We start from the raw sequence: 25,832 nt of genomic DNA on the forward strand, positions 1-25,832 counted from the left end.
ATCTTGTTGCGGCCCCGCGCACTCGCCTACGGTCACCCTCACTCCCAGCGGCCGACGCCGAATACGGCCGCCGCCGGGGCTCTCCCGTACCCCCACGTGAGGAATAGCGCCATGCCCGCAAAGGGAAAGCACCGCAGGCCGAAGCAGAACCCGTTCACCCGTCGCCTGGCATTCGCCGGCACGGGCACGGCCGCTCTCGCCCTCCCGCTGATCAGCGCCACCACGGCCGGCGCGGTGGAGACCGTGGCGGCGCCCGCCGTACGTTCCGTGGCCGCGCCCTCGACGTATTCCGTCGTCGCCGGCGACACCCTTTCCAAGATCGCGGCGCAGCATTCCCTCAGCGGCGGCTGGGAGCAGCTGTACGCGGCGAACCGCGCGGCCGTCGGCAGCAATCCCTCGGCCATCCGCCCCGGGCTCACGCTGCGGCTCGCCGCCGCGAAGGGCGCCGCGCAGACCACCGCCACGAACACCGTGAAGGCCGCCGCCGCCGAGTCGTACCCGGACAACCTCGACGGCTGGATCCGCGAGTCCCTGGCCGTCATGGCCAAGCACGGAATTCCCGGCAGCTACAACGGAATCCACCGCAATGTGATGCGGGAGTCCTCGGGCAATCCGCGGGCGATCAACAACTGGGACTCCAACGCCGCGGCCGGCATTCCCTCCAAGGGACTCCTGCAGGTCATCGATCCGACCTTCCGCGCCTACCACGTGCCCGGCACCCCGCAGGACTCGTACGACCCGGTCGCCAACATCACCGCCGCCTGCAACTACGCGGCCGCCCGTTACGGCTCGATCGACAACGTCAACGGCGCGTACTGACGGGCCCCGCGGCACGACGCCGCAGCAGCGCGCGCCCCAGGGTGCGCAGCGGGGCCACCAGACCGTAGCCGACGTCCTTGCGCAGGGCACGCGTACCGGCCCGCTCCACGGCCGTCAGCTGGTGGCCCATCAACTCCGTCATGGTCGTGACCACGGGCCTCAGCCCCGGTTCGGCCAGGTCGACGATCCCCTCGGCGGCGCGGAGGGCGGTACGGGCACGCAGGCATTCCGCGGCGAGGAGGCCGCGGACGGCCGGGGTGTCACGGGCCGCCTCCAGGTCGGCGCGGGTCACACCGTGTTCGGCGAGCCGGTCCCGGGGGACGCACAACCGCCCGTCGGCGAGGTCCCCGGCGAGGTCCGCGAGGAAGTCGACCCGCTGGGCGGCGTCCACGAACCTCCGCCAGCCCATGGCCTGTTCCTCGTCCGGGCCGCCCTGGTACTGGAGGCCGGTGAAGACCATCACCCCGGGCCAGGCGTAGGCGTCGAGGTAGTTCTGGAAGTCCCGCTCGGTCGCGAAGCCGTCGAAGGTCGCCTCGGCCGTGGCGGCGCCCTCCAGGAAGCGGGTGACCCGGTCGACCGGCAGCCCCCGGCCGCGCACCGCGTGGGCGTAGGCCCGTAGCAGCGGGTCGGGGCTCTCCCCGGTGGCCAGGGCGGCTTCGGTCCGTTCGGTCAGCGCGGCGAGACCCGAGGCCCTCCGGGCCGGACCGCCGTTCTCCGCGACGTCGTCGACCCGGTTCATGAAGGCCAGACCGGCCACGAGGGCGGGAACCAGCGGCGGCGCGGCCAGCAGTCGCAGCGTCAGGTACGGAGCCGGCTCGCGGCGCAGGACCCGGCGGGCGGCGTGGGTGTAATCGGCCCTCCGTCGGGGAGCGGAGATCCCGGCCCCGGTGAGGGTGGTGCGCCAACTGGGCATGGTGTCCGTGCTCCTCGAACCGTGTCTGTCGGACCGTACGCGGCGGGCGGTGCGGGTACGGGTACGGGTACGGGTACACGATGTCAGGAGGGCACCACCTTCCTGACCTTGCCGTCGATTCCGGCGAGGACGTAGCCGCCCTGGCCGTACTCGTCGCTGAGGTAGGGGCGCATGCAGGGCTCCCGGTCCATCATCCAGGGGTCGACGATGACGTAGCGCGAGGTCGGCTTCTCGACCTTCAGCTCCCGCTGCGCCTGCTCCAGCAGGCCCGGCAGGACGTCCCAGTTGACGGCTCCCATGTCGATGAGCGGCGCGCCCTCCTTGACCGTGCCGTTGGGGCCGGTGCGTTTGGCCACGCCGTCGCGGTACTGCCAGGAGTCGACGGTCCTGGCGCCGGGGGCGGTGGGGACGGCGGCGATCACGTACTCCTCGTAGACCTTCATGTCGACGAAGGTGGTGGTGCCGGTCTTCTCCTTCAGCGCGGCGAGGGCCGTGCGGACCCCGTCCGGGGTGAGCAGGCTCCCGCCGGCCTTGCCCGTACTCGCCGTCGGCGCCCTGGAAGTCGCCGGCTTCGGGGTGCCCGTGGCCGCGGCGGCCGAGGCTCCGGGCGTGGCCGGGGTGGAGGCGGTGGGGTTGCTCCCCTTGGCCTCGTTCCCCTCTTCCGCCCCACCGTCGGGGAGCAGTTGGACCGCGCCGAACCCCGCGCCGGCCAGGACGGCCGTCAGGAGTACGGCCGGCACGAGCCGGGACCGGGTCGGCCGGGCGACGCCGGACGTCCCCGACACCGAGGTGGTCCCGGCGCCGGGAACGAACGCCGGCTGCGGGAAGGGCGCCGGCGTCGCGTAGGGGTTCGGGCCGCCGGCCGGGGGTGTAACGGGCAGCGGTACGGGGCGGGTGCCGGTGGCGGGCGGACCGTACTGGCCGAGGGCGGCCGGCGGTACGGGTCCGGGCCCGCCGGTGGCGCCCTGCGCGCCGCGGAGCAGCGCTTCGAGGGCGGCGCCGTCGGGCCGCACGGCCGGATCGCGTACGAGCAGCCGCTCCAGTACGGGAGCCAGCGGGCCGGAGCGGGCGGGAGCGGGGATCGGCTCGTCCAGGACCGCGACGACGGTGGCCAGGCTGGTGGCGCGGCGCAGCGGGTGGACCCCCTCGGCGGCGACGTACAGCAGCATGCCGAGCGACCAGAGGTCGGAGGCGGCCAGCCCCTCCTCCCCGCGCACCCGCTCGGGTGCGATGTACTCCGGCGAGCCGATCAGGACGCCCGTCGAGGTGAGGGCGGTCGAACCGTGCAGGGCGGCGATGCCGAAGTCGGTCAGGACGGCCGAGCCGTCGGGCCGCAGCAGTACGTTGGCCGGTTTCACGTCCCGGTGGAGCACCCCTTCGGCGTGGGCGGCCCGTAGCGCGGAGAGGACGTCGAGCCCGAGCCGCAGCACGTCGGCGACGGACATCGGGCCGCCGGCGAGGCGGTCGTGCAGGGAACCGCCCTTGACCAGTTCCATGACGATCCAGGGGTGGCCGTCCGAGCCCTCCGCGGGTTCGACGATGTGGTGGATGGTGACCACGTTCGGGTGCGCGAGCCGGGCGAGGGCGCGTGCCTCCCGGACGGCCCGTTCGCGCAGCTGGACGGTGAGGTCGGGCTGGGCGGCGGCCATGGCCGGGTCCGGCGGGCGCACTTCCTTCAGTGCGACGTCGCGGTGCAGGGCGATGTCGCGGGCGCGCCACACCGTTCCCATCCCGCCGGCGCCCAGCGGGCCGATCAGCTCGAAGCGGCCGTCCACGAGCCGTCTGCCGGCCTCACTCGTCTCCATGGGGCGTCATCGTAGGGGGCGCCGCCGTCAGCAGCGGCGGCGGTCCACCGTGAGCGTGCCCTGGGCGGTTCCCACCGTCCGGTCGTAACATCCGTCGCCGCTTCCGGACCCGTACAGGCGGTATCGGGCGGTCGTGGTGCCCACCGCGTGCCGCTGGTCGCGCGGGACGTTCGCCGTGTAGGTCGCGTCCCCCGCGTACCGGTCGTCGAGCGTCGACCGGTCGACCTCGCGGCCGCCGCGGAGGGTGACCGTGTCGGCTCGGTCGCCGAGCGCGAGGACGGTGCGCAGCCGATCGCCGGTGCCGAGGGTGGTCGCTCCGTCCATCGTGTACGTGCGGACGGTGCGGGTGGTCGTGGGGCCGCGGGTCACGCTCTCCTCGTCGTTCCACGAGGCGGTCAGCGCGTCCCGGGCCTCGCCGTCGGTCCAGCGGTGCGCGGAGGTGTTGCGGACGGCGCGGGTGACGGTGGTCGTGACCCGGCCGTGGGAGGTGTCCAGGTATCCGGCGACGGTGAGTCGGTGTCCGCCGTCGGTGTCGAGGCGGTGTTCGCCGCCGGTCGGGGCGGGAGTCCAGCGGGAGGAGTTCGTCGGGGTGTCCTCGTCGTGGCGGGTCAAGGCGCCGGTGACGACCCGGCGGCCGTGGTCCTGCCAGAGCAGCAGGTTGGCGGGGGTGCTCCAGCCGCTCTGCCCGGCCGGTACGCCGGTGACGGAGACCTCGACGCGGTGGGGGCGGCCGTCGTTGAGGAGGGCGGCGTAGGGGGTGAGGTCGTAGCGGATCGGTGGGACGTCGAAGGCGCGCGGCCCGGGGGTGACGTACCAGAGGAAGGGGTTGGACCAGCCGCCGGTCCATACGGTGGGGAAGGGCGCGGCGAGGCCTGCGAGCCGGCCGTCGACGGACACCCGGACTTCGCGGTAGGGGCCGTCGGTCGCCTTGCAGGAGTAGGGGGCGGCGTCCGGGACGGTCATGTACCAGTACTCCTCGCAGCCGCCGCCCGAGCCGGTGGCGTACACCTCGGCGACGAGCCGCTCGGTGTTGCGCGGGGTGGTGACGGCCGGGGTGGTGAGCGGGAGGACCAGGTCGGGGGTGTCGGCGGGGGCGGTGGCGCCTTCGGCGGCGTAGAAGGTGAGGGTGACCTTGACGTCGATGACGCCGGTGTAGGTGTCGTTGACGACGTTGCCGATGAGCATTTCGACGGGTTGCGGACGGCTGAGGGTGTCGCGGTAGCGGGTGACGTCCTTCTCCACGTTCCAGGTGATGCCGTCGGGCGAGGGCTGCGGGGTGGAGGTGCGCAGGATCTCGACGCCGCCGAGGGTGAGGTTGCCCAGGCGGTCGTACTGGCGGCCCTTGACGGCACCGTCGAGGCGCAGCACGACCTTCGCCCAGCGGCCGCGCCCGCAGCCCTCGGGCGGGGTGTAACTCCCGCGGTAGGGGGTGAAGTCGCTGAAGCGGGCCTCGGCGAGGGTCACGCGGCAGGAGCGGGTCGCGGGCCGTTCCACGGGCGGGGCGGCGGTGAGGGGGTCGTGCCAGTCCGTCCCGAACTCGGCGGGCGGTGCGGGGGCGGGGTCCGCGGTGGATCCCGCCGCGGGCCGGGCGGGGGCGGCCGCCGCGGGTCCCGCGGTCACGACCGGGGTGCCCGCAGCGAGGGTGAGCGCGGCGAACAGGCCCATGATCCGGAGTCGTCTCATGGCCCCGCAGTGAAACGCGTCGGGGCCGGGGGCCGCCAGGGCCGCCGGCCCCGACGTGGCGGGATCTCGCCCCTGCCCGGCGGCGGTCAGTGACCGGCGGGCAGCACCACGACGCCGTCGTCGTCGACGTACACGGTGTCGCCCGGGCGGAAGGTGACGCCGCCGATGGTGACGGGTTCGTCCACGGCGCCCGCGCCGGTCTTGCCGCTCTTGCGGGGGCAGGTGCCGAGGGCCTGCACGCCGAGGTCGAGCCGGCCGAGGGCCACGCTGTCGCGGACCGCGCCGTTGACGATCAGCCCGGCCCAGCCGGAGCGCTCCGCCGCGCCGGCGATGAGGTCGCCGAGCAGGGCGGTGCGCAGCGAGCCGCCGCCGTCCACGACCAGGACCGCGCCGTCCCCGGGCGTGTGGAGGAGTTCGCGCAGCAGGGCGTTGTCCTCGTGGCAGCGGACGGTGCGCACGGGGCCGGCGAAGAGGGCCTTGCCGCCGATGCGCCGGAAGGCGGTGGTGCAGATGTCGAGGCCCTCCCCGTGCTCGTCGTAGAGGTCGGCGGTGGGGACGGGGGTGACGCTCATGTGGATCCGGGCTCCTCGCGGTTCGTTGCGTCGCGCCGTGCGGGCCCAGCGTAGGCGCGGGCCCCCGCGCCGCGGCGCGGGTGTCCACGGGTCGGGCGGGGTGCGGCGGGCCGAACGGCACCCTGGTGGCGGTGGGGCCGGGCCGTCCCCGTCGGATCCTGTCGGGCAGCGCGGGGCCCACAGGATCCGACGGGACCTAGGGTCGCGGCAGCGCGGGGCCCGCCGGTACCTGCGCGAGGGGCGGGCGGACGGCGGACGGGGTCGGGGCGTCGGGCCGGCCTTCCGCGGCGGGCCGCTCCCGGGGCGCCGGGGGCTGCGGCGTGCGGGTCAGCAGCAGGACGCCGCGGGTGGCGGCGAGGGCTCCCCCGATCGCGAGGAGGACGCCCACCGCACCGCCCTGGAGGCGTTCGCCGAGCAGGACCATGCCGATCGCGGCGGCGGCCAGCGGGTTGGCGAGGTTCACGACGGCAAGCGGAGCCCCGAGCCCGCCCCGGTACGCCCGCTGGGAGAGCAGCATGCCGCCCACGGCGAACACGCCCACGAGCAGGGCGACGGCGGCGACCCGGAAGCTGAGCAGGGCACCGCCCCGGCCCGCCGCGACGGCCACGGTCTGGGTCAGCGCGGAGGCGGCGGCGGAGGCCAGCCCGGAGGCGGTCGCGTGCCGCAGCCCGGTACGGGGGTCCTTGCGGGCGGTGAGCAGCAGGATCACGGCGGCGGTGGCCCCGGAGACGGCGAGGGCCTCGGCGAGGGTGAGGGTGTCGTCGGGGGCGGGGCCGGAGGCGGGGAGGAGGAGCAGTCCGAGTCCGGCGACGGTGGCCGCGGTGCCCCGCCACTCGGTGGCCGCGACCCGGCGCCCGGCACCTCGGGCACCGAGCGGGACGGCGGCGACCAGGGTGAGCGCACCGAGGGGCTGGACCAGGGTGAGGGGCCCGTAGCGCAGGGCGGCGGCGTGCAGGAGGGCGGCGGCGGCGTTCAGCCCGGCCGACCACCACCAGGCGCCGTTGCCGATGAGGGCCTTGGCGCTGCGGGCGACGGCCCGACGGGCGAGGCGTTCCTGGGCGACGGCGGCGGCCGCGTAGGTCACCGCGGAGGCCAGGCAGAGGACGACGGCGAGGGCGGTGGCGTTCACCGCCCGGCCCCCCTCGCCCCGGAGGACGCCACGGCCGTCCCACCCGGACTGCCCGGACTGCCCGGACTGCCCGGACTGCCGGGACCGGCCGGAGTGCCAGGACCGGCCGGAGTGCCAGGACCGGCCGCGGCAGCGCCGCCGCGCACGTGCGCCGACACGAAGGCGCGACCGGGTGGGACGTACGCGGGGGCGTCGCCGCCCCGTACGGGGCCCGGCACTGCGCCCCGTACGGGACCGGGCACGGCGGACGCGACGGGCACGGCGCGCCCGCCGGGAGCGGCGTCCCGAACGGGAACCGGTCCAACCGGCTCGACCGGTACAGGCGGCTCGACCGGCCCAGCAGGCCCTGCCACCTCGACCGGATCCACCCCCTCGACCCCCTCGACCGCCTCGACCGCCTCGGCGGGACGGGGGACCAGCAGGAGGGCCCCGCCCAGCAGCGCGGTCGCCACGAGGGCGTCGAGCCAGTAGTGGTTGGCCGTGCCGACCACCACGAGCAGGGTCACGAGCGGGTGCAGCAGCCACAGCGCGCGCAGCCGCGAGGAGGTCGCGGCGATCATCCCGAGGGCCAGCATCAGGGCCCACCCGAAGTGCAGCGACGGCATCGCGGCGAACTGGTTGGCCATGGTGTCGGCGGCCGGGGCGGCCCGGTAGACGGAGGGTCCGTAGACCAGGCCGGTGTCCACCAGGTGCGCGGCGTCCAGCATTCGCGGGGGCGCGAGCGGGAAGGCGAGGTGCAGGGCGAGGGCCGCGCCGGTGAGGAGCGCGAGGACCCGCCGGGTCCACAGGTAGTGGGCGGGCCTGCGCAGGTAGAGCCAGATCAGGAACAGCGCGGTCGCCGGGAAGTGCACGGCCGCGTAGTAGGTGTTGGCCGTGTGCACGACGGCGTCCGAGTGCAGGAGGAGCCGCTGTACGGCTCCCTCGCCCGGCAGGCGCAGGGCGCGTTCGGCGTCCCACACCCGGTCCGCGTTGTGGAAGGCCTCGCCGGTGCGGCCCGTGGAGAGCATCCGGCCCGCCTTGTAGACGGCGAACAGCCCCGCGACGAGCAGCAGCTCGCGTATGAGCCGGCGCCTTTCGTCCTTCTTCCCCGCGGCGCGTGGCCCGCCGGGTGTGGTGTGGGAGGTCATCCCCCGGTCTCACTTCTTTCGGGTGGTGCTGCTGCTGGTGCTACTGCTGGTGGTGCCGCTTCCGGGCCGAAGGCGGGAGGGGCCGCGACGGGGTGACCGCCGGCCGGAACCGATCCGCATCGACACGCCAGTGTATCGATACATTCGCGTATCGATACGCTGGTGTTCCGATAGCCTTCGGGAGCCGTACACTCGGAGCACGGACCAGGCCGCCCCGGAGCCGCGAGGAGAGCGCACCCCCATGACGTCGACGCCGCAGGTCACCGCGCGGCGCTCCAAGATCACCCCGGAGCGCGAGCAGGAGTTCTACGACGCCGTCCTGGACGCCCTGCGCGAGCACGGCTACGAGGCCCTCACCATGGAGGGCGTCGCCGCCCGCGCCAGCTGCGGCAAGTCCACGCTCTACCGGCAGTGGCGGACCAAGCCTCAGCTCGTCGCCGCGGCCCTGCGCGCGAGCCGGACCGACCGCACGCTGGCCAGCGTGGACACCGGAACCCTCGTCGGGGACCTGCGCGAGGCCGCCCGCATCGCTGCCGGTACCTCGGGCAGCGACACCCGGCTCACCCAGGCCCTGGGGCACGCCGTCCTCAGCGACGAGGAGCTCCAGCGCGCGCTGCGCGAAGCCTTGGTGGAGCCCGAGCTCGCCGCCTTCGACGCGATCGTCGCGCGGGCGGTGGCGCGGGGCGAGATCCGCGCGGACCACCCCGCGGTGGAGTTCCTGCCGGCGCAGCTGATGGGCGTGCTGCGCATCCGGCCGGTGCTGGAGGGCCGGTACGCCGACGCCGACTACCTGGTCAGGTTCGTCGACGCGGCGCTGCTGCCCGCACTCGGCATCACCCCCTGAACCGGTGGGCCGCCGTCCACGATGACCGGACGGCGACCCGCTCGCGCTGCCTCGTGGGGACGGCGGCAGCGCACCACCGGACGGGGTGGCGGTCACTCCCGAGCAGAGTGACCGCCACCCGGTCCGTACGGGTCACCGCGCGGCGCGACCGGTGGTCAACCGCGTACGGCGCCCATGACCCGGGTGAACTCCTGCGGCTCGACGTCGAATCCGTGCGGCCGCGCTTCCAGGGCCCAGCCCCCGTGCGTGTCGCGGACGAACTCGGCGACCCTGGCCGCCGTGGCGTCCGCGACCCCCGCGAAGTCGGTCTCGGCGAGGTTCTCGTAGCCCTCGCGGATCCGCAGTCCGGTACCGGCGATCGCGGCGAAGGTCTTGCGGTCCGCCGCGTCCCCGGCGCCGGAGTCCTGGATCACGACGCCGACCACGACGCGGCCCAGCTCGGGTGCCAGCCGGTCCAGTTCGAGGACCATCACCTCGTCGAAGCCGAAGCCCTGGCCGGTACGGCTGTCCCGGCTCAGGGTGATGGTGCCGTCGGGCGCCCGGCTGCCGAAGTGCACCAGGTAGACGGGCTCCCCCTGCGGGTCGGCCGCGGCGTACACGGCGGCGACGATGTCGAGGTCGTTGGCGGGTGTACCGGCCGGACTCGGGTCCCAGCGCAGGGCTATCTCCACCTTGGCCAGGCTCTTGCGTACTCCGCTCACCGAACTCCCCCTCCGCTCGGGCGCTTTGGCCCGTGTTGCCTGATCCACGCTGCCCCGCCATGCTGTCACGGCCGGTCGATCGCGGGCCGGCCGACCGTACGTTCCAGGCCAGTCGCGGCCGCCCGGGACGGGCCGGAAGGGACGGGTGACGACCGTCGGCGCCCACTCGGGCGCGGCCGGAAACCGTCATCGTCCACGGTGCGGGCCCGTCGGCTCCGGCGGCGCGAAGGCGCTCAGGCCACGCCTTCCGCGCCGTCGTGCCCGGCCTCCTCCTCCGCGAGGTCGCCCCAGTGGATCTCCTCGGGGACATTGCCGGGCGGCTGGGGGGCCCGGGCCTCCCGTGAACCGGGGCCGCAGGAGTCGGAAGGGTCCGGAGGGAGGTCCGGGGAAAGGTCCGGGGGAAGGGCCTCGTCCCCGGTGTCCGGAAAGAGATCCTCCTCCCCGCCCGCCCGGGCGTAAGCCAGTTGGTCCTCCCGGTCCGTGCACCACTCGCGGATGTCCCTGGCTCCGTCGAACCGGGGGCAGCCGATGCCGGGGAACGCCCGCTCCACGAGAGGTCGCAGGAAGGCCAGATCGGTCCGCCCGTAACAACGCGCCACCTGGGGCAACGACAACCCTGCCCCGTCGACGACGTCGATCCGGCCACCGGCGGCGATCAACGCGCGGACCAGGGCGGCGGATCCGCCGTCGTGGACGGCGCTCCCGAGCGGGGTGCTTCCGGCGGCGTCCTCGTCCTCCAGGTCGAGCCCGGCGTCGAGCAGTCTGGGCAGCAGTTCCTCGTGGTCGAGCAGCGGCAGCAGGTGCAACAGCCCCCGCCCCTTGGCGTCCCGGACCCAGGGGTCGACCCCCGCGTCCAGCAGGGCGAGCACGGCGGGGGCGTCGCCGTGCTGGACCCGCCGCAACAGTTCGTCGCGCTCGGCCCGCAGGGCGCGCGGCAGCCGCCCCTTGCCCGAGGTCCATGCCTCCCGCGCGGCGAAGCACCCGACGGCGGTGCCGCCCGACTCCCGGAGGGCGCGCTCCCGTTGCTGCTCCTGTTCGTCATGGGGGATGTCGAGTACGCCGCCCCGCGAGCGCACCTCGTGCCACTCGCCCGCGCAGCGCACCCGTACGGGGCGCGGTGCGGCGGGATCGGGTGGGCCCGCGGCCGGGCCGGCGCCGGGGAAGAGGGCCGCGCCGACGAGCGGGTGCAGTGCGCGCGGGTCGAGCCGACCGGCCCGGACCAGCTGGAGGTCGGGCAGCGGCTGCCAGGCGTGGTCGGGCAGCCGGGTCGCCCCGCGGGTCGGCCCCTCCCGCGCGAGCCCGACGCGGGCCGACAGGATCGCCCCCGAGCCGGGTTCGGCGGGCTCCAGCTCGACCGGGCAGCGCCGATGGGGGACGAAGTGGAACCGGTCGCCCGCGCCCGCGGCGGCGTACCGCCGGGCCTCGTCCGCGATCCGGGACGGGTCCACCACGGCCGCCCGCAGTGCCGCCAACGCGTTGCGGACGCACTGCGCGAGGTACGGCGGCTCCGGGAGGGTGGGGTCCAGGGCGATCCCGGCGACGGCGAGGGCCGCCTCGGTCTCGCCCCGCGCCTGGAGGACGGCGCTCCACTCGGCCCGCCCGGCCGGGTCGGCGGCTCCGGGGTCCGCGGCCGGCAGTTCCTCGCGGGCGAGCGGGGTGCCGTCGGGGCGGAAGAAGGGCAACCGGTCGGCGGGACCGGCGTGGGAGCGGAGTTCGGCGGTGTGGCGGACGTCCCAGAGCCGGCGGGCGGCCGTCCAGTCCTCGGTGCTCCAGGCCGGGTGGTGGTCGGGCACCCCGTGCCAGGGAAGCGGGGCGCAGCCGAGCCGTAGCCGCTGCGGGCCGTCCACCATGGCGTGGGTGGTGACGTGGAGGGCGGGAACGCCGCGACCGCGCGCCGCCGCGCCGTCGGGGTCGTAGTGGGCCAGTACGATCCGGCGCCCCGGTGCGAGGGTCGTCCGGCCGCCGAGGACCCGGGGCAGGTGCCAGCGCAGCAGGTCGGGGGCGAGGTGGCGCAGGTCCCGCTCGACGGCGCCGGCCACGGCGGCACCGTACCGGGAGGCGAGTCGGGGGAGTTCGAAGGTGACGTCCACGCGGGCGGCGGCGCAGGCGGAGCCCCAGTCCCCGGCCAGGCGGTGCGCGGTGGCCCGCTCGATCATGCGGCGGGGGACGGCGTGGCGCCGGATCCGCGACCAGGCAGCCGCGTCCTCGGGGCGCAGGGCTCCGGGCAGCGGGGCGGCCACGGTCACCGGTACACGCTTCCGATGGCCCGCACGTCGCGGTGGGCGGCCCGAACGGGGCGCAGCCGCTCGGCGAAGGAGCGCTTGACCCGGCGGGGCGTCCCGGGGCCCAGGCCGATGTGTTCGAGGGGGGCGTCCTCGGGCAGCGCGGCGAGCAGGCTCTTGGCGCCGCGTCCGGTGATGCCGGTGTGGCGCAGGTCGAGGCGGCGCAGCGGGCTGCCGGGAAGGGCGGCGGCCAGGGCGTACGCCCCTTCGTCACCGGGGTGGTTGCCGGCGGCTCCGAGGCTGCGCTCGGACAGGGTCCGGCCGAGGTCCAGGGCCTCGATGCCGCCGAGGGCGGCGGCGAGGGCGCGGGCTCCGCGGACCCCGATGCCGTTGCCGCCGAGGCCGAGGCGGACGGGGCGCGCGGGATCGGCGGCCGCCGCGGCGGCGAGGATCGCGGCGCCCTCGTCGCCGAGGTGGTTGGCCGGTACGTACAGTTCGCGCACCCCGGCGTCGCGGATCAGGGCGGCGAGGAGCGGGGCCGCTTCGGCGGTGAGGCCGTTGCCGCCGAGGAAGATCCGCTCCAGCGGCCGCTCGCGGACGAGGAGGGCGTCGAGGAGCAGGCGGATGCTGTCGGCCCCGATGCCGGTGTTGACGAGGTCGAGGGTGCGCAGCGCGGTGTTGCGGCGCAGCAGTGCGGCGAGGGTCCGGGCCCCGTCCTCGAACAGGGGGTTGCGCTTGAGCCAGAGGGCGCGGACGGTGGCGTCGTCGGTGAGTGCGGAGGTTAGGGCGAGGGCGCCGTCGGGGCCGATCCGGTTGCAGCCGAGGTAGAGGGTGTGCAGCCCGTGCGCGCCGCGCAGGAGGCCGGCCAGGGTACGGATGCCGTCGTCCGCGAGGGCGTTGGTACCCAGCAGGAGGTGCTTCGCGTGTGGGGAGACGACGGCCGCGGGCAGCAGCAGGGCCGCTCCGGCGGGGCCGAGGCCCTGCTTGCACAGGTCGACGCGGCCGTCCGCGCGCAGGGTGCCGAGGGGAAAGGCCTCGTCCTGCTCGACCGGCCGGTTCTCGGCCAGCCGGGTCAGCAGGGGGAGCAGGTCCGCCGGATCGGCGAGCGGCAGATCCGGATGTTCGATCGCGGGGCACCGCACGGGCGTCGGCCCTGTCATCACCACTCCACCGCTTCCTTCGCCGGCGCCCGGTGCCCGGCGATTCGAGGACGAGCCGTGGCGGCACGCGGACGCGCCGCCGCGACGGGAAGGAGGCGCAAGACCGGTCGGATTCGAACCGACGTCCTCCAGCTCGATGCTTGGGCGCGACGACCTCTGCGCTACGACCTTGCTGCGATGATCATAGCGGCCGGTAAAACTCGCGTTCGATCACACGTTTGAGCGGCTTGCGCGCGGGACAATGTCCGGATGAGCCCGATCCGGGACGCTTCCCCGACAGCGGGGAGTGCCGGGCGCCTCACTCCGCGCAGACCGTCCCGGCCGACACCCTTCCCCCGCCGGGGCCGGCTCGCCGCAGGATCTTCGGCCGAACCGGATCGTTATCCTCAAGTTTTACTCAGATCTAGTGACGCTGAGCCCGTGACCTTCCTAGCTTCCTCGTACACGTGCGTTCACGTGCGTTCACACGCCGCGGTCCCCCACGTGCCCCGTTCCCGCGATTCACGCCCCCGTGGTCCCGCGTTCCCGAGGAAAGAGTTCAGCATGAAGGTTCCCAAGGCCGGTGCGGTCGCCGCCGCGATCGCCATCGCCGCCACCGCCTCGGGCTGTGGCGGTGAGGAGCCCAAGGAGCCCATAGCCATCGGGATCAAGTTCGACCAGCCCGGCATCGGGATGCGGGAGAGCGACGGCACCTTCACCGGTTTCGACGTCGACGTGGCCACGTACATCGCGAAGGAGCTCGGGTACAAGCCGAGCGAGATCGAGTTCAAGCAGGTGTTCAGCTCCGACCGGGAACTCCTGATCCAGTACAACGAGGTCAAGTTCGTCGCGGCCAGCTACTCGATCAGCGACAAGCGCAAGGAGAAGGTCGACTTCGCCGGCCCGTACTTCGTCGCGCACCAGGACCTGCTCGTCCGCGCGGACGACACCTCCATCACCAAGGGCGAGGACCTCAACACCAAGAGGCTGTGCTCGGTGACCGGCTCCACCTCCGCGGAGAACCTCAAGCGCAACCTCGCCCCGAAGGCGAGCGTGCTGGAACTCGGCGGGTACTCCGAGTGCCTCGTCGCCCTCCAGGACAACCTGGTCGACGCGATGACCACCGACAACTCCATCCTCGCCGGGTACGCCGCGAAGAAGGGCAACGAGGGCAAGTTCCGGCTGGTCGGGCTGAGCCTGAGCAACGAGAACTACGGCATCGGCGTCAAGAAGGGCGACGGGGACCTCCAGCGCAAGATCAACCTCGCGCTCACCAAGATGGTCTCGGACGGCTCCTGGGAAACCGCCGTGAAGAAGAACTTCGGCCCGGCCAACTACAAGTACGAGCCCGCCCCGCAGGTCACGACGAACGGCTGACCCCGGCCCGCGACCACCCCCGGCCCACAAGCCCCCGCGCCCGCCGGCCGCGGCCCCACGGAGGCCTGCGGACGGCGGGCGCGGCGCCGCGCGCGGGAGCCACCGGCGGGCCGCGCCCACGCCCGCGGAGCGGACCCGTACCTCAAGGCCTCGGGTCGGACCGCACCTCACGCCTGAAGCACCCGCCCGAACCTCACACCGGCACCTCGCACCCGTAGGACCTGTCGTGAGACTCCCTTCCGCCTCCGGGCGAGGACGGGAGTTCGACGACAGGCGCCAGGTCAGTCCTGCGGCGCCTTGGCGCGCAGCACGGTGAGGAACTCCCGCATCCAGGCGGAGTGGTCGGGCCACGCGCGGGCGGAGACGAGCGTGCCGTCGACGACCGCCTCGGAGTCCTCGAAGGAGGCCCCCGCCGCACGCATGTCCGGCTCCAACGCGGGATAGGCGGTGACCCGCCGGCCGTCCAGCACCCCGCTCGCGGCGGTGATCAGCGGACCGTGACAGATCTGCGCGATCGGCTTGTCGGCGCCCGCGAAGCCCGCCAGGATCCGCCGCACCTCGGGGTCGTTGCGCAGGTACTCCGGCGCGCGGCCGCCCGGGACGACCACGGCCCCGTACTCCTCGGGGACCACGTCGGCGAAGGCGATGTCGGCCGGCCAGGTGTAACCCGGCTTCTCCGTATAGGTGTCGAAGCCCTCCTCGAAGTCGTGCACCACGAACCGCAGCTTCTTCACGGCGGGCGCGGCGATGTGGACCTCGTAGCCCTCCTCGCGCAGCCGCTGGTAGGGGTAGAGGACCTCCAGCGACTCAGCCGCGTCACCTGTCACGATGAGGATCTTCACTGCCATGTACGGCTCCTGTCGGGGCTGTTCGGGCTCGGTCGGGCCCCATCCGGGGCCACCCGTACCCTGCCCCTCGGGAGGGCCCGAAACACCCTCGGGATCTTCACGCCCGACACATGGAATCAACCTGTTGGGCACATGACAATGTGAACCTCGCTCTGCCACCAGACACCCCGCCAACTGCCAGGTCGGGGACGGTGCGTGTGGAGAGGCATCCCCCACGTCATGAGAATCTCCCGTACGGCCACCTGGGCGAGCGCCCTCGCGGCCGCCTCCCTGCTCCTCATACCCGCCACCGCTTCGGCGGTCCAGGACCGGACGGCGGCGAATCCCCACGCCGACCAGGTCCGCGACACCACCGCGGCCGCCCCGGCGGCCGCTTCCGTCGACCCCTACGCGGACTACTACGCGCCCGCCGCGGGCAAGACGGGCGCGGCGCTGAAGTCCGCCCTGCACGGCATCATCAAGAACCAGTCCAAGGTGTCCTACGACGGCGTGTGGAACGCGCTCAAGGTCACCGACCAGGACCCGGCCAACTCCAACAACGTCATCCTGCTCTACTCGGGCCGCTCCCAGTCCAAGTCCACCAACGGCGGCGGCGTCAACGACTGGAACCGCGAGCACGTCTGGGCCAAGAGCCACGGCGACTTCGGCACCGCCACCGGCCCCGGCACCGACCTGCACCACCTGCGGCCCGAGGACGTCACGGTCAACAGCACCCGGGGCAACAAGGACTTCGACAAGGGCGGCAGCCCGGTCTCCGAGGCCCCCGGCAGCTACACCGACGGCGACTCCTTCGAACCGCGGAACGCGGTCAAGGGGGACGTCGCGCGGATGCTCCTGTACATGGCGGTGCGCTACGAGGGCGGCGACGGCTTCGCCAACCTGGAGATGAACGACAGCGTCAACAACGGCAGCGCCCCCGCGATGGGCCGGATCAGCCTGCTCAAGCAGTGGCACCAGCAGGACCCGCCGGACGCCTTCGAGCAGCGCCGCAACCAGGTCATCTTCGACACCTACCAGCACAACCGGAACCCGTTCATCGACCACCCGGAGTGGGTCGGCTCCATCTGGTAGACGGACCGCGACCGCACTCCCACGGCCGGGACCGGGACCATTGCGCGTTGCGGAACGGACCGGACCTCAGGGAGTGAAGACCTGGTCCAGGGTGTCGATCGCCGGCCCCTCGCCGGAGCCCCCGTCGGCTCCCATGTGGTAGCGGAAGACGAGCCCCTGGTCGGGGTGGGCGACGAGCCAGTCGATGAGCTGTCGCAGGGTGATCTTCTGGTTCTCGGTGCTCGCGACGATCGGGGTGACCGCGGTGACCTCGGCATCGGCGGCGATCGGGAGGAACGTTTCCTTGCCCACGGTCTCGAAGGGCGCGCCGTCGGTGTCGGGGGCGGCGCAGCCCCAGTTTCCGTGCTTGACGATCAGGCTGTGGAAGCCGCCCTCGGGCGTGTAGCGGTTGACCTCGATCTCGTCCGGGGAGATCGGCATCCTGTGGTCGCAGGTGGCCGCCGGCGCCGGGGACTCGGGCTTCTTGGTCGGGGTCGCCGCGCCGCCGGCCGCCGCGGTCGGCGTGGGCTTCGACTTCGGCTTCTGCGCGGCCGTCGCCGTCGCGCCGGGCTTGGTCCCGGTCGAGGAGGACGCGGCCGGGGCGACGGGCGGCGTGCCGGGCGCCGCCCCGTCGCCGCCGTCGTCACCCTGACAGCCGGAGAGCGTCAAAACCCCGCACAGGACCATGGCCCCCAGGGCCGTTCGCCGGTGTCGCACCGCTCGCATCGCCATTCCCCCTCCACCGCCGCCACCTGCCGCCGCCCTGCCGCGCCGAAGCGTCGCGCGTCAACGTAGCGCGGGGATCCGGCCGGGGCGATGGCCCGATCCCTTTCGTCACCGAGCCGGGATCGCGCCGTTGCCGACCCCGGACGTCCGGGACGTCGCCACCCGACCGGCACGGCGACGAGTCGCTCCGACCGGCCGCGCGTCCCAAGGGTGTGCCGGGGTGCGCTACGGGGTCCGCAGGCCCGACAGGAGCCGGTCCAGAGCGCGTTCCGTGGCCGACAGGTCGCCGCCCCTGGCCAGCCAGAGCACGGCCTCGTTCATCGCCCCGGAGAGCAGCCGGGCCAGCGGTTCCACCGGCTGGGCGGGGATGACCCCGGCCGCCACGAGGGCCGTCAGCGCTTCCGCGAGGTGCCGGGCGGAGTGCTCCTCGTCCAGGGCCCGCCACTCGTCCCAGCCGAGCACCGCCGGAGCGTCCACCAGCAGGATCTGCCGTACCGAGGGGTTGGATCCCGCGGCCAGGAAGGCTCGGCAACCGGCCCGGAGCTGCTCCCAGGGGTCCTCGTACTCCTCCGCCGCGGCCGCGACCCGCTCCCCCAGCTCGCGTTGGACCTCGGCGACGACAGCCCGGAAGAGCCCCGCCTTGCTGTCGAAGTGGTGGTACGCGGCCCCCTTGGTCACCCCGACCGCCTGCGCCACCTCGGCCAGCACGACGTGGTGGTACCCGTCGTCCGCGAACCGTCGCCGCCCTTCGGCCAGCAGCGCCCGGCGCGTGGCCTCCCGCCGCTGTGCCCGGTTGACCGCCATCGCAGGTACCGCCTTCCCATTTCGCGTACCCGGGGTATGCTAGCCCCATGGTTCACATACTCCGGGTATGCGAAATGGCACGGGTCGGCGCCGCGCTCCGGCCGGACGTGAGGAGACGGTCATGACCAACGCACTCGGCGGCTTCTACCCGGTGATCGCGACGACGGACGTGACCGCTTCCCGCGACTTCTACACCCGGCACCTCGGCTTCGAGATCACCTTCGAGGCCGACTGGTACGTCAGCCTGCGCCGCCCCGACGCCCCCCAGTACGAACTGGCCCTCCTGGACCCTGCCCATCCGACCGTCCCCGAGGGACACCGCGTCCCCCTGCGCGGCGGCCTGCTGCTGAACTTCGAGGTGGCCGACGTGGACGCCGAACACCGCCGCCTCGTGGCGCGAGCGGGACTGACCGAGATCCTGCCGCTGCGCACGGAGGAGTTCGGCCAGCGGCACTTCATCGTCGGCGCCCCGGACGGCGTCCTGATCGACGTCATCACCGTCGTCCCGCCGACCGGGGAGTACGCCGCCCAGTACGCCGACGCCCCCGTGTGAGGCCCCCCGATCCCGGCCGGCGCGGACCGACACCACGCACGGGGCCGCCCCTTCCCGTACGGGAAGGGGCGGCTCCGGCCCGTCAGCACGGACGCGCGGCCCGTCAGTCAGGCCGTCAGGCAGTCAGGCCGTCATCAGCACTGGCGCAGGCCCGGCGCGGGGTCGACCGACGTGTGGACGTCCACGGCCGGGACGTTGCCCCACTGGCCGTTGTCCAGCTTGGTCCAGTACCAGACGTTGTTGCCGCCGGTGTGGTTGTCCCCGGGGCCCCAGCACTGGAACCAGCTGAAGCCCGTGTTGAGCGGGCCGCGGACCCCGGAGCTGTAGGAGCGGTGCTCGTAGCCCTTGGCGCCGGCCCTGTTGCCGCACCACAGCTTGCCGTCGGAGCGGACCCCGCATTCGGCGGCCGCACCCTTCACGGCCGTGGGCGTCGCCATCGCGGGCCCGGTGACGGTGGCCAGGCCGCCCGCCAGGGCGGCGGCGGCGAGACCGAGGGCGATCTTCTTGCGTGCGGACATGCTTCCTCCTCGAAAGGGCTCCGTCGGGAGCCGGTGATGGGTGTGGTGGTGAGTGGTCGCCGCCCGGTGGTCAGCGGCAGGTGGGCACGCCGTCCAGCCAGGCGGGGCCCTTGAGGTAGATGTTGGTGATCCACGCCCGGTACTCGGGCAGGTAGGACCAGGCGTCGTTGGTGTAGCCCTCCGCCGTCACCGTCTCGGCGTGCTTCTGGCACTCGACGCGCACCGAGGTCGGGCCGGCGAACCGGTGCACCCGCCCGCTGCTCGTGGACGGCTCCGTGTGGGTCCACACATCGGTGCCCCAGGTGCTGAACGTTCCCGGAGCCCGCGACGCCTCGTCGATGCGGACCGCGCCCGCGTAGTCCCCTCCCAGTCGTACGTCGCTGACCGCGATCCGGGTGCCCGACTGCCGGGCCTCCACCATCTTTCCGGCACCCAGGTAGATCGCGATGTGGTGGACGGAGCCCCCGGACCCCCAGGCGAGGAGGTCGCCCGGCAGCAGTGGCGCCGTCCCCCGGGCCGCCGAGAAACGCTGCTTCACCTGCGGGGAGTTGAACTGGTGGTACGAGTTGCCGGACAGCGGGTCGCCGCCGGCGGCGCGGGCGTAGGCGTGGCGGACCAGTCCCGAGCAGTCGAAGCCCAGCCGCTCCGGGTCGTGTTCGCTGGCCGGGTCGCTCGGGTCGACCTGGCCGTACGTCGGCCCCGGCCGCGGCCCGTGGCCGCCGCCCCAGGTGTACCAGACGCCGATCTGCTCGCAGGCGGCCCGTACGGCGGCCTCCGCCACCGCCGAGGCCCCGGTGGCGAGCACGCCGCAGGACGCCGCTGCCGCCGCTGCCGCCGGTGCCGGTGCCGCTGTGGCTCGGGCGCCTCCCCAGCCGGCCAGGAGCACGATCGCCGTCACCGCCGCCCCCACCGTTCTCCGCATCCCCATGTACGTATCCCCGTCCCCGTCCTCGTCCCCGTCGCGGCGTCGCCGCGGTGTCGTCCCCGTGATCGCGGTCCGGCTCTCCACCGGCCCGCCGGGCACTCCGAGACTGTGCCCCGGCACCCCCGCCTGTCGAGGAACCCACGGTCGCCCACCGCGACGGGAAACGGGAAACCTTCGGGAAACCCCCTCCCACCAGGCACGTTGACCCGCCGTCAGCCTCGCGGGCCGGCGGCGGGGGCGTCGGACGCGCACGGCGGACGGTAAGGGCGTCCGGGCAACAGGAAACGCCAGCGCCCCGGCGTCGGATCCCCGATCAGGGTGCAGATCGCGGCCGTCCGCCCGCCCGGATCGACGGACCAGAAGCGGACGGTCCCGTCGGTGCCGCTGCTCGCCGGCCTCCCGCTGGACGGGTCGTAGGCGACGCCCCACACGGCCCCGCCGTGTCCCGCGAGGGTGGCGACCGGCCGGAACCCGACCGCGTCCCACAGCCGGACCGTGCCGTCGATGCCTCCGGAGGCGAGGACCCGGCCGTCGGGCCCGAAGGCCACGGCGCGGACCGCGCCCGTGTGCCCGGTGAGGGTGGCGAGGGAACGGCCGGACGCGGGCTCCCACACCCGGACCGTGCCGTCGTTGGCACTGCTGGCCAGGCGCTCTCCGTCGGAGCTGAAGGACACGCTCCGCACGGCGCCCCCGTGGCCGCGCAGGACCGTCCGCGGCGAACGCCCGGCGACGTCCCAGAGCCGCACCGTCAGGTCGTCGCTCCCGGAGGCCAGGAGCCGTCCGTCCGGGCTGAACGCGACCGCGTTGACGAAGTCCTGGTGCGCGGTCAGGGTGCTCAGCTGGGCCCGTCGGGCGGTGTCCCACAGTTTCACCGTGCGGTCCGCACTCGCCGACGCGAGGGTCCGGCCGTCCGGTGAGAACGCCAGCGCGAAGACCGACCCGCCGTGCTCGGTGAGGGTGGCGAGCAGCGTCCGCCGGGCGCAGTCCCACAGTCTGACCGTGCGGTCGGCGCCCGCCGACGCCACGAGGCGTCCGTCGGGGGAGAACGCCACGGCAAAGACGGCCCCCTGGTGCCCGGTCAGCATCCCGGCGGGGCGGCGCTGCCGCAGGTCCCACAGGCGGACGGCCCGGTCCGCGCCCGCCGAGGCGAGCAGCCGCCCGCCGGGGGCGAACGCCGCCTGCCACACCTCGGCGAAGGGGCGGACCACCAGCGCGGTCCGGCCCGGGTCCCACACCACCGCCGACCGGTCGAACCCGCCGGTGGCCAGGAGGTCGTCCGGTCCGACCGCCACCGCGAGCACGTAGTCGGTGTGCCCGGCGAGGACCTGGGTGACCCGGTGTCCGGCCGTGTCCCACAGCTTGGCCGTGCCGTCGCCGCTGGTACTGACGACGGTGGTGCCGTCCCGCGTGTAGGCGACGGCGTTGACGTCGTCGCTGTGCCCGCGCAGCACCTCCGTCGCCGTGGGCCGGCCGGGCCCGGAGACGTCCCAGATCCGGACGGTGCGGTCCGCGCCGCCCGAGGCGACGCTGCGCCCGTCCGGTGCGAAGGCCACCCCGAGCACCCCGTCGTCATGCCCTTCGAGGACCTCTTCCGTACCGGCGCCCGCGCCCGTGTCGGCCACCTCCCACAGTCGGACCGTGCGGTCGGCGGCGCCCGAGACCACCCGGCGCCCGTCCGGGGAGAACGCGACCCCGTGCACGGCGTCGGTGTGGCCGCGCAGCGTGCTCCGCGGCTGTCCCGACGCCGTGTCCCACAGGCGTACCGTCCCGTCGACTCCCCCCGACACGAGGGTCGTGCCGTCGGGCGAGAAGGCGACGGAACGGACCCCGCCGCCGTGTCCGTAGAGGGTGCCCACCGGCTGGCGTTCCGGCAGCCGCCACAGCCGGACCGTCCCGTCCGCGCTCGCCGACGCCAACAGCCGGCCGTCCGGGGCGAAGGCCACCCCCAGCACCGGCCCGCCGTGCCCGGTGAGCGTGGCCACCGCCTGCCGGTGGCCGGCGCCGCCCCACAGCCGTACGGTCGTGTCGGCGCTGGCCGTCGCGAGCAGCTTGCCGTCCGGGGCGAAGGCCACCCCGTTGACCGGGCCCGTGTGTCCGGACAGCCGGCCGGTGAAGGCCTGCGCCTGCGTGCTGAGCAGCGCGCCGCGCGCCTCCGTCGTAGGGGCCGTCCGGTACGCCTCCACGGCCAGCAGCATCGACGCCTCCGGCTGGCCCGACGCCAGCGCCCCGGAGCGCACCGCCAGCGCCTGCGACTGCGCGACCAGTCGTTCCTCCACCGCCCGCGACCACTGGTGGAAGGCCAGTCCACCGGCGGTCAGCGCCAGGACCAGCAGCAGGCCCAGCGTCACCAGCAGCCTGCGGTGCGTCCGCGCCCGGCGCAGGGACCGCAGCCGCCGTCCGTGTTCAGCGGCCCGGCTCGCGGCGAGGAACTCGCCCTCCCAGGGGCCCGGCGGATCACGGCCGTCCTGCTGCTCGGCCCATTCCCCGGCCGCCGCCAACCGGCTGCCCCGGTAGAGGAGTTCCGCGTCCCGGCCGCCCCGCACCCAGGCCGCCGCCGCGTCGGCGAGCTGCTGGCGCTGCAGGAGTCCCGCCCGGTCGGAGTGGATCCATCGGCGCAGCCGGGGCCAGGCCCGCAGGAGGGCCTCGTGGGTGATCCGCACCGCGGACTCGCCGGCCGTCACGAGGCGGGCCCGTACGAAGGCGTCCAGCGCGGCGCCCGCCGCGCCCGCGTCACGCAGCCCCGCGAGCAGCCGGTCGGGCTCGACGCGGCGCCGGGTCTCCACGTCCCCGTCGCCGATCTGCACCAACCTCAGCAGCACGCGCCGGGCCGCGTCCTTCCCGGCCTGGTCGAGCCCGGTGAACACGTCCTCCGCCGTGCGCGCGACCGCGCCGCGCAGGCCTCCCGTCGCCTCGTACCCGGCGACCGTGAGGGTGCGGCCCGAGCGGGCGCCCCAGGTCACCAGGAGGGCGTGCGACAACAGCGGTAGGGCGCCCGCCGAACCCGCCGGGGTGCCGTCCTCCGCCCCGGCGTCCCGTGCCAGCAGTTCCACCAGGCCGGGTTCCAGCAGCAGCCCGGCCCGCTCGGCGGGGCGGGTGATGGCCGCGCGCAGCTCTTCGGGGGTCATCGGGGCGAGGACGAACAGGCCGCGGGTGAACACGTCGGCGAGCTCGGGGTGGGCCAGGCAGCGTCCGCTGAAGTCGGCGCGCAGGCCGAGGACGACGAGGGCGGGGGCGTCGGTGTCGCCGCCGGAGAGCGCCGACAGTTCGGTGAGCGCGGTGATGAAGGTCCGCCGTTGTGCCTCGTCGCGGCACAGCGTGAACACTTCCTCGAACTGGTCGACGACCAGGACCAGCCGGGCCCCGTCGGGCGCGGAGTCGCCCTCCGACGGCGCCGGCCGGGCGGGTGTGGCGGTGGGCTCCAGCACCCGCGCCAGCTCCCGCATCGGGTGGGCCGTCGGTGTGCAGAGCACCACGCGCGGGGCCCGGACGCCGAACGGCCCGGCGCCGCCCTGCCGCAGGGCGGGCACGAGCCCGGCCCGCAGCAGTGAGGACTTGCCGGCGCCCGACGGTGCCACCACCGCCAGGGGACCCTTGCCCGCTTGTCCCGCCAGCCGTTGCAGCAGCGTCGACGTGGCCCGTTCCCGTCCGAAGAACCAGTCGGCGTCGCCGGGACCGAACGCGGCCAGGCCCCGGTACGGACAGGCCGCGGGCTCGGCCTCCGGTCTGCGTGCCTGCGGCACGGTGTCCGGCACCAGCCGGGCCAGCGCGCCGCCCGCCCCGAGCGCCTCGTCGCAGCGTTGGGCGAGGTCGGCGGTGGGCGGCTTGGTGCCGTTCTCGATCTTGCTGAGGTAGCCCTTGCTGTAGTGCATGAGCCGCGCCAGCGCGGAGAGGGACAGCCCGCGTTCGGTCCTGACCTGCCGCAGCGCCGCCCCGAAGTCCGCGGCCGGCCCGGCGGCGCCTTCTGCGGCCGGGGCGGACCCTGCGGCTCCGTCCGGCGACGGGTCACGTGCGTCCATGGGCGCCTCCGTTGAGATCCGGCGGCCCACGCTAGCGAGGCGCCCGAGGCCCCCGCGCCGCGCGCCCACCCGTTCGGCTGAATCCGCTTGGCGTCGGCATGGAACTCCGGGCAGGGGGTAGCGCAGCGCATCCCGGTCGTGGGACCCGCGGTTCCGTAGGGTCAGGAGGCTCGTGAAGCCCCGCCGACGTACGCGACGTCGGCGGGGCGGCGGGTTCGGGTTCTACGGGGTCCGCAGGCGGTCGGCGAGGGCCTGGAAACCGGTCCACGGCTGCTGCGGGGGCCGCGCGTCCCACACCTTCTGGGACAGGGCGGCCAGCGGCAGCCGGATCCCGGCCGCCACCTGGGCGGGGGTCTGGGCGCCGGCCAGGTCGGCCCAGATGGCGAGCCGGGCACCGAGTATCTGCGCGTCGTAGCGCGCGGGAACGGCCGTGGTGCCGCGCAGGACCCGCGGGGTCCACTGCTCGTAGATCCGGCGGCCGGTGGGGTAGGTGAACTGGTTCGGCTCGCCGAGCACGTAGTAGAGGTACTCGTCGTTGAGGTTGACGACCTTGCGGCCCTCGTCGAGGTACTCCAGCGGCGGCCGCGCGCCGATCTCCTTGCCGGTCCAGTACTCGGCCTGGATGTCCGGCGCCGCCGCGACCACTCCCCCGCGGAAGAAGCCGTCGTTCCACGCCTTGAGGGCCTTGCCCGACGGGCGGACCACCGCGGCCCTGTCGTTCAGCCAGCCCGCCGCCAGGTCCTGGACCCGGGCCGCGGGTCCGTAGCGCTGCCGGGCGGCGGCCGCGAGCTGTGGGAAGGAGGCCTGCGGGTCGCGGACGACGAGGGCCTGGTACTCGTCGGCGCCCAGGTGCCAGGCTCCGGCGGGGAACAGCGGGATGAACTCGCGCAGCAGTTCGTCGACCAGCTTGGCCGACGCCGGGTCGGATATGTCGACGGCGCCCTTGACGGCCTTGCCCCGCACGTCGCGCAGTTGCAGGTTCGGGTGGGCGCGCAGGACGGCGCCGAGGTGTCCGGGCGAGTCGATCTCGGGGACGACCGCGATGTGCAGCCGGGCGGCGAGCGCGGTGATCCGGCGGACCTCGGCCTTGGTGAGGTGGGGGGTGGAGACGATCTCGGGATGGCTGTCGGACTGGATCCGGAACGCCTGGTCGTCGGAGAAGTGCAGGCCGAGCTGGTTGAGCTTGAGGTCGGCCATTTCGCGCAGCCGGGCCTCGATCCACTCCGGGGCGAAGTACTTGCGGGCGATGTCGAGGTTGAGGCCGCGCTGCGGTTTGGCGGGGGCGTCCTTGACGGTGCCCTCCGGGGCGGACCCGGCGCCGCGTACCGCCTGTTTCAGGGTGCGCGTGCCGTAGAAGACGCCCGCCTGGTCGGGGCCGGCTATCAGTACCCGGCCGTCCCGGACGGTGAGGGTGTAGGACTCGGCGGCGCCGGATCCCTTCGCGCCGAGGTCCAGTTCGACGTCGCCGGACCTCACCTCGTCGGACTCCGCGTACCCCAGCTTCAGTTCGCCGGCGAGCAGCTTCCCCTCGTCGGCGAGGGCCGCGCTGTCGGCGGGCGCCACGACCACCCGCGAGCCGGGTCCGGGTTTCCAGCCGGGGCCCCGCGCGGGCTCGTGTTCCCGTACGGCCGGGACGGTGAGCGGCGCGGTGGACATCGGGTACGAGGAGTCCGGCGGGGGCGTCGGATCGGGGGCGGCGCCCGTGGTGACGGCGGGGGCGCCGGTGGTCGCGGCGGCTCCCGAGCCGGCGGGCGCGGAGGGCCCGGCCCCCGAGGAGGCCGAGCAGGCGGGCACCGCGAGGGTGACCAGGGCGGCGGCCGTTGCCGTCGCGATGGTCCTGCCTCTGCCGTACTTCCCGGTCGTCTGTCGCATGGTGTGCCCGCATTTCCCCCTGTACCAACCTGGCACGGGGGACACGGGCGCGCGACCCGGGGGGCGAGGCCGCCTGGGGGCTGTGGGGGGGGGGCGCGCCCGCCCCCCCCCCCCCCCCCCCCCCCCCCCCCCAACCCCCCCCCCCCCCCCCCCCCGCGCGCGCGGCCCCCCCCCCCCCCCGCGCGCTGG

Annotated in this window: 20 protein-coding genes, 1 tRNA gene and 1 pseudogene; 5 read left to right on the forward strand and 17 right to left on the reverse strand. The window is 74.6% G+C overall.

The genetic code is table 11. The features are described 5' to 3' along the window. Positions 1-111: 111 nt before the first annotated feature. Positions 112-819 (forward strand): LysM peptidoglycan-binding domain-containing protein, encoded by a 708-nt coding sequence (locus tag NOD94_RS22810; RefSeq protein ID WP_281207910.1) that lies wholly within the window; start codon positions 112-114, stop codon positions 817-819. Here NOD94_RS22810 and NOD94_RS22815 read toward each other — a convergent pair. The 6 genes and pseudogenes from NOD94_RS22815 to NOD94_RS22840 all read right to left on the reverse strand — a co-directional run. Then, positions 803-1,732 carry a squalene/phytoene synthase family protein gene (locus tag NOD94_RS22815; RefSeq protein WP_281207911.1) on the reverse strand — a complete coding sequence of 310 codons (930 nt, stop codon included), beginning with the start codon at positions 1,730-1,732 and terminating at the stop codon, positions 803-805. The genes NOD94_RS22810 and NOD94_RS22815 overlap by 17 nt on opposite strands. 83 nt (positions 1,733-1,815) lie before the next feature. Further along, complete coding sequence (locus NOD94_RS22820; protein ID WP_281207912.1) at positions 1,816-3,537, reverse strand: serine/threonine protein kinase; 1,722 nt, start codon at positions 3,535-3,537, stop codon at positions 1,816-1,818. A gap of 27 nt (positions 3,538-3,564) precedes the next feature. Then, entirely contained in the window at positions 3,565-5,220 is a 1,656-nt protein-coding gene (locus NOD94_RS22825) for a peptide-N4-asparagine amidase (RefSeq protein ID WP_348652347.1), read from the reverse strand. Positions 5,221-5,306: 86 nt separating this feature from the next. Beyond that, positions 5,307-5,792 (reverse strand): ribonuclease E activity regulator RraA, encoded by a 486-nt coding sequence (gene rraA, locus NOD94_RS22830; RefSeq protein ID WP_281207913.1) that lies wholly within the window; start codon positions 5,790-5,792, stop codon positions 5,307-5,309. A 196-nt stretch (positions 5,793-5,988) separates the two neighbouring features. Next, a complete protein-coding gene (locus tag NOD94_RS22835) occupies positions 5,989-6,921 on the reverse strand; it encodes a hypothetical protein (protein ID WP_281207914.1) in 933 nt (310 codons plus the stop codon). Between the two features lie 413 nt (positions 6,922-7,334). After that, positions 7,335-8,048: pseudogene (locus NOD94_RS22840) on the reverse strand (phosphatase PAP2 family protein); the annotation flags it as partial. 241 nt (positions 8,049-8,289) lie between these two features. Here NOD94_RS22840 and NOD94_RS22845 point away from each other — a divergent pair. Beyond that, complete coding sequence (locus NOD94_RS22845; RefSeq protein WP_281207915.1) at positions 8,290-8,892, forward strand: TetR/AcrR family transcriptional regulator; 603 nt, start codon at positions 8,290-8,292, stop codon at positions 8,890-8,892. 155 nt (positions 8,893-9,047) lie between these two features. Here NOD94_RS22845 and NOD94_RS22850 read toward each other — a convergent pair whose 3' ends face one another. The 4 genes from NOD94_RS22850 to NOD94_RS22865 form a co-directional block, all read right to left on the reverse strand. Next, entirely contained in the window at positions 9,048-9,593 is a 546-nt protein-coding gene (locus NOD94_RS22850; protein WP_281207916.1) for a TerD family protein, read from the reverse strand. Positions 9,594-9,826: 233 nt separating this feature from the next. Beyond that, the gene (locus tag NOD94_RS22855; protein WP_281207917.1) at positions 9,827-11,839 is read right to left on the reverse strand and encodes an ankyrin repeat domain-containing protein; all 2,013 of its coding nucleotides are present in this window, start codon (positions 11,837-11,839) and stop codon (positions 9,827-9,829) included. Further along, positions 11,836-12,975 (reverse strand): gala protein, encoded by a 1,140-nt coding sequence (locus NOD94_RS22860; RefSeq protein WP_281207918.1) that lies wholly within the window; start codon positions 12,973-12,975, stop codon positions 11,836-11,838. The genes NOD94_RS22855 and NOD94_RS22860 overlap by 4 nt, the downstream gene beginning before the upstream one ends. A gap of 98 nt (positions 12,976-13,073) precedes the next feature. Then, a tRNA-Arg gene (locus NOD94_RS22865) sits at positions 13,074-13,146 on the reverse strand. Positions 13,147-13,518: 372 nt separating this feature from the next. Between NOD94_RS22865 and NOD94_RS22870 the strand changes: the two genes are divergently transcribed. Next, positions 13,519-14,331, forward strand: coding sequence for a glutamate ABC transporter substrate-binding protein (locus NOD94_RS22870; protein ID WP_281207920.1), 813 nt, complete (start codon positions 13,519-13,521; stop codon positions 14,329-14,331). 281 nt (positions 14,332-14,612) lie between these two features. Here NOD94_RS22870 and NOD94_RS22875 read toward each other — a convergent pair whose 3' ends face one another. Continuing rightward, entirely contained in the window at positions 14,613-15,179 is a 567-nt protein-coding gene (locus tag NOD94_RS22875; RefSeq protein ID WP_281207921.1) for a DJ-1/PfpI family protein, read from the reverse strand. A gap of 219 nt (positions 15,180-15,398) precedes the next feature. Between NOD94_RS22875 and NOD94_RS22880 the strand changes: the two genes are divergently transcribed. Next, positions 15,399-16,250 (forward strand): endonuclease, encoded by an 852-nt coding sequence (locus tag NOD94_RS22880; RefSeq protein ID WP_281207922.1) that lies wholly within the window; start codon positions 15,399-15,401, stop codon positions 16,248-16,250. Between the two features lie 66 nt (positions 16,251-16,316). Here the strand turns inward: NOD94_RS22880 and NOD94_RS22885 are convergent, their stop codons facing one another. Together NOD94_RS22885 and NOD94_RS22890 are read right to left on the reverse strand one after the other, a co-directional pair. Continuing rightward, positions 16,317-16,961, reverse strand: coding sequence for a hypothetical protein (locus tag NOD94_RS22885; RefSeq protein ID WP_281207923.1), 645 nt, complete (start codon positions 16,959-16,961; stop codon positions 16,317-16,319). Between the two features lie 219 nt (positions 16,962-17,180). After that, a complete protein-coding gene (locus tag NOD94_RS22890) occupies positions 17,181-17,759 on the reverse strand; it encodes a TetR/AcrR family transcriptional regulator (RefSeq protein ID WP_281207924.1) in 579 nt (192 codons plus the stop codon). A 121-nt stretch (positions 17,760-17,880) separates the two neighbouring features. On the opposite strand from NOD94_RS22890, the gene NOD94_RS22895 reads away from it, so the two are divergent. Next, on the forward strand, positions 17,881-18,312 hold the full coding sequence (locus NOD94_RS22895; protein ID WP_281207925.1) for a VOC family protein: 432 nt from the start codon (positions 17,881-17,883) through the stop codon (positions 18,310-18,312). Between the two features lie 134 nt (positions 18,313-18,446). Here NOD94_RS22895 and NOD94_RS22900 read toward each other — a convergent pair whose 3' ends face one another. From NOD94_RS22900 to NOD94_RS22915, 4 genes are all read right to left on the reverse strand, one after another. Next, a complete protein-coding gene (locus NOD94_RS22900; RefSeq protein WP_281207926.1) occupies positions 18,447-18,830 on the reverse strand; it encodes a hypothetical protein in 384 nt (127 codons plus the stop codon). Positions 18,831-18,900: 70 nt separating this feature from the next. Further along, the gene (locus tag NOD94_RS22905) at positions 18,901-19,758 is read right to left on the reverse strand and encodes an NlpC/P60 family protein (RefSeq protein ID WP_281207927.1); all 858 of its coding nucleotides are present in this window, start codon (positions 19,756-19,758) and stop codon (positions 18,901-18,903) included. A gap of 209 nt (positions 19,759-19,967) precedes the next feature. Continuing rightward, the gene (locus NOD94_RS22910) at positions 19,968-23,771 is read right to left on the reverse strand and encodes a helix-turn-helix domain-containing protein (protein WP_281207928.1); all 3,804 of its coding nucleotides are present in this window, start codon (positions 23,769-23,771) and stop codon (positions 19,968-19,970) included. A gap of 222 nt (positions 23,772-23,993) precedes the next feature. After that, on the reverse strand, positions 23,994-25,643 hold the full coding sequence (locus NOD94_RS22915) for a glycoside hydrolase family 20 protein (protein WP_281207929.1): 1,650 nt from the start codon (positions 25,641-25,643) through the stop codon (positions 23,994-23,996). Between the last annotated feature and the right edge of the window lie 189 nt (positions 25,644-25,832).

Source organism: Streptomyces sp. Isolate_45 (assembly GCF_024721315.2).
Lineage (GTDB): Bacteria > Actinomycetota > Actinomycetes > Streptomycetales > Streptomycetaceae > Streptomyces.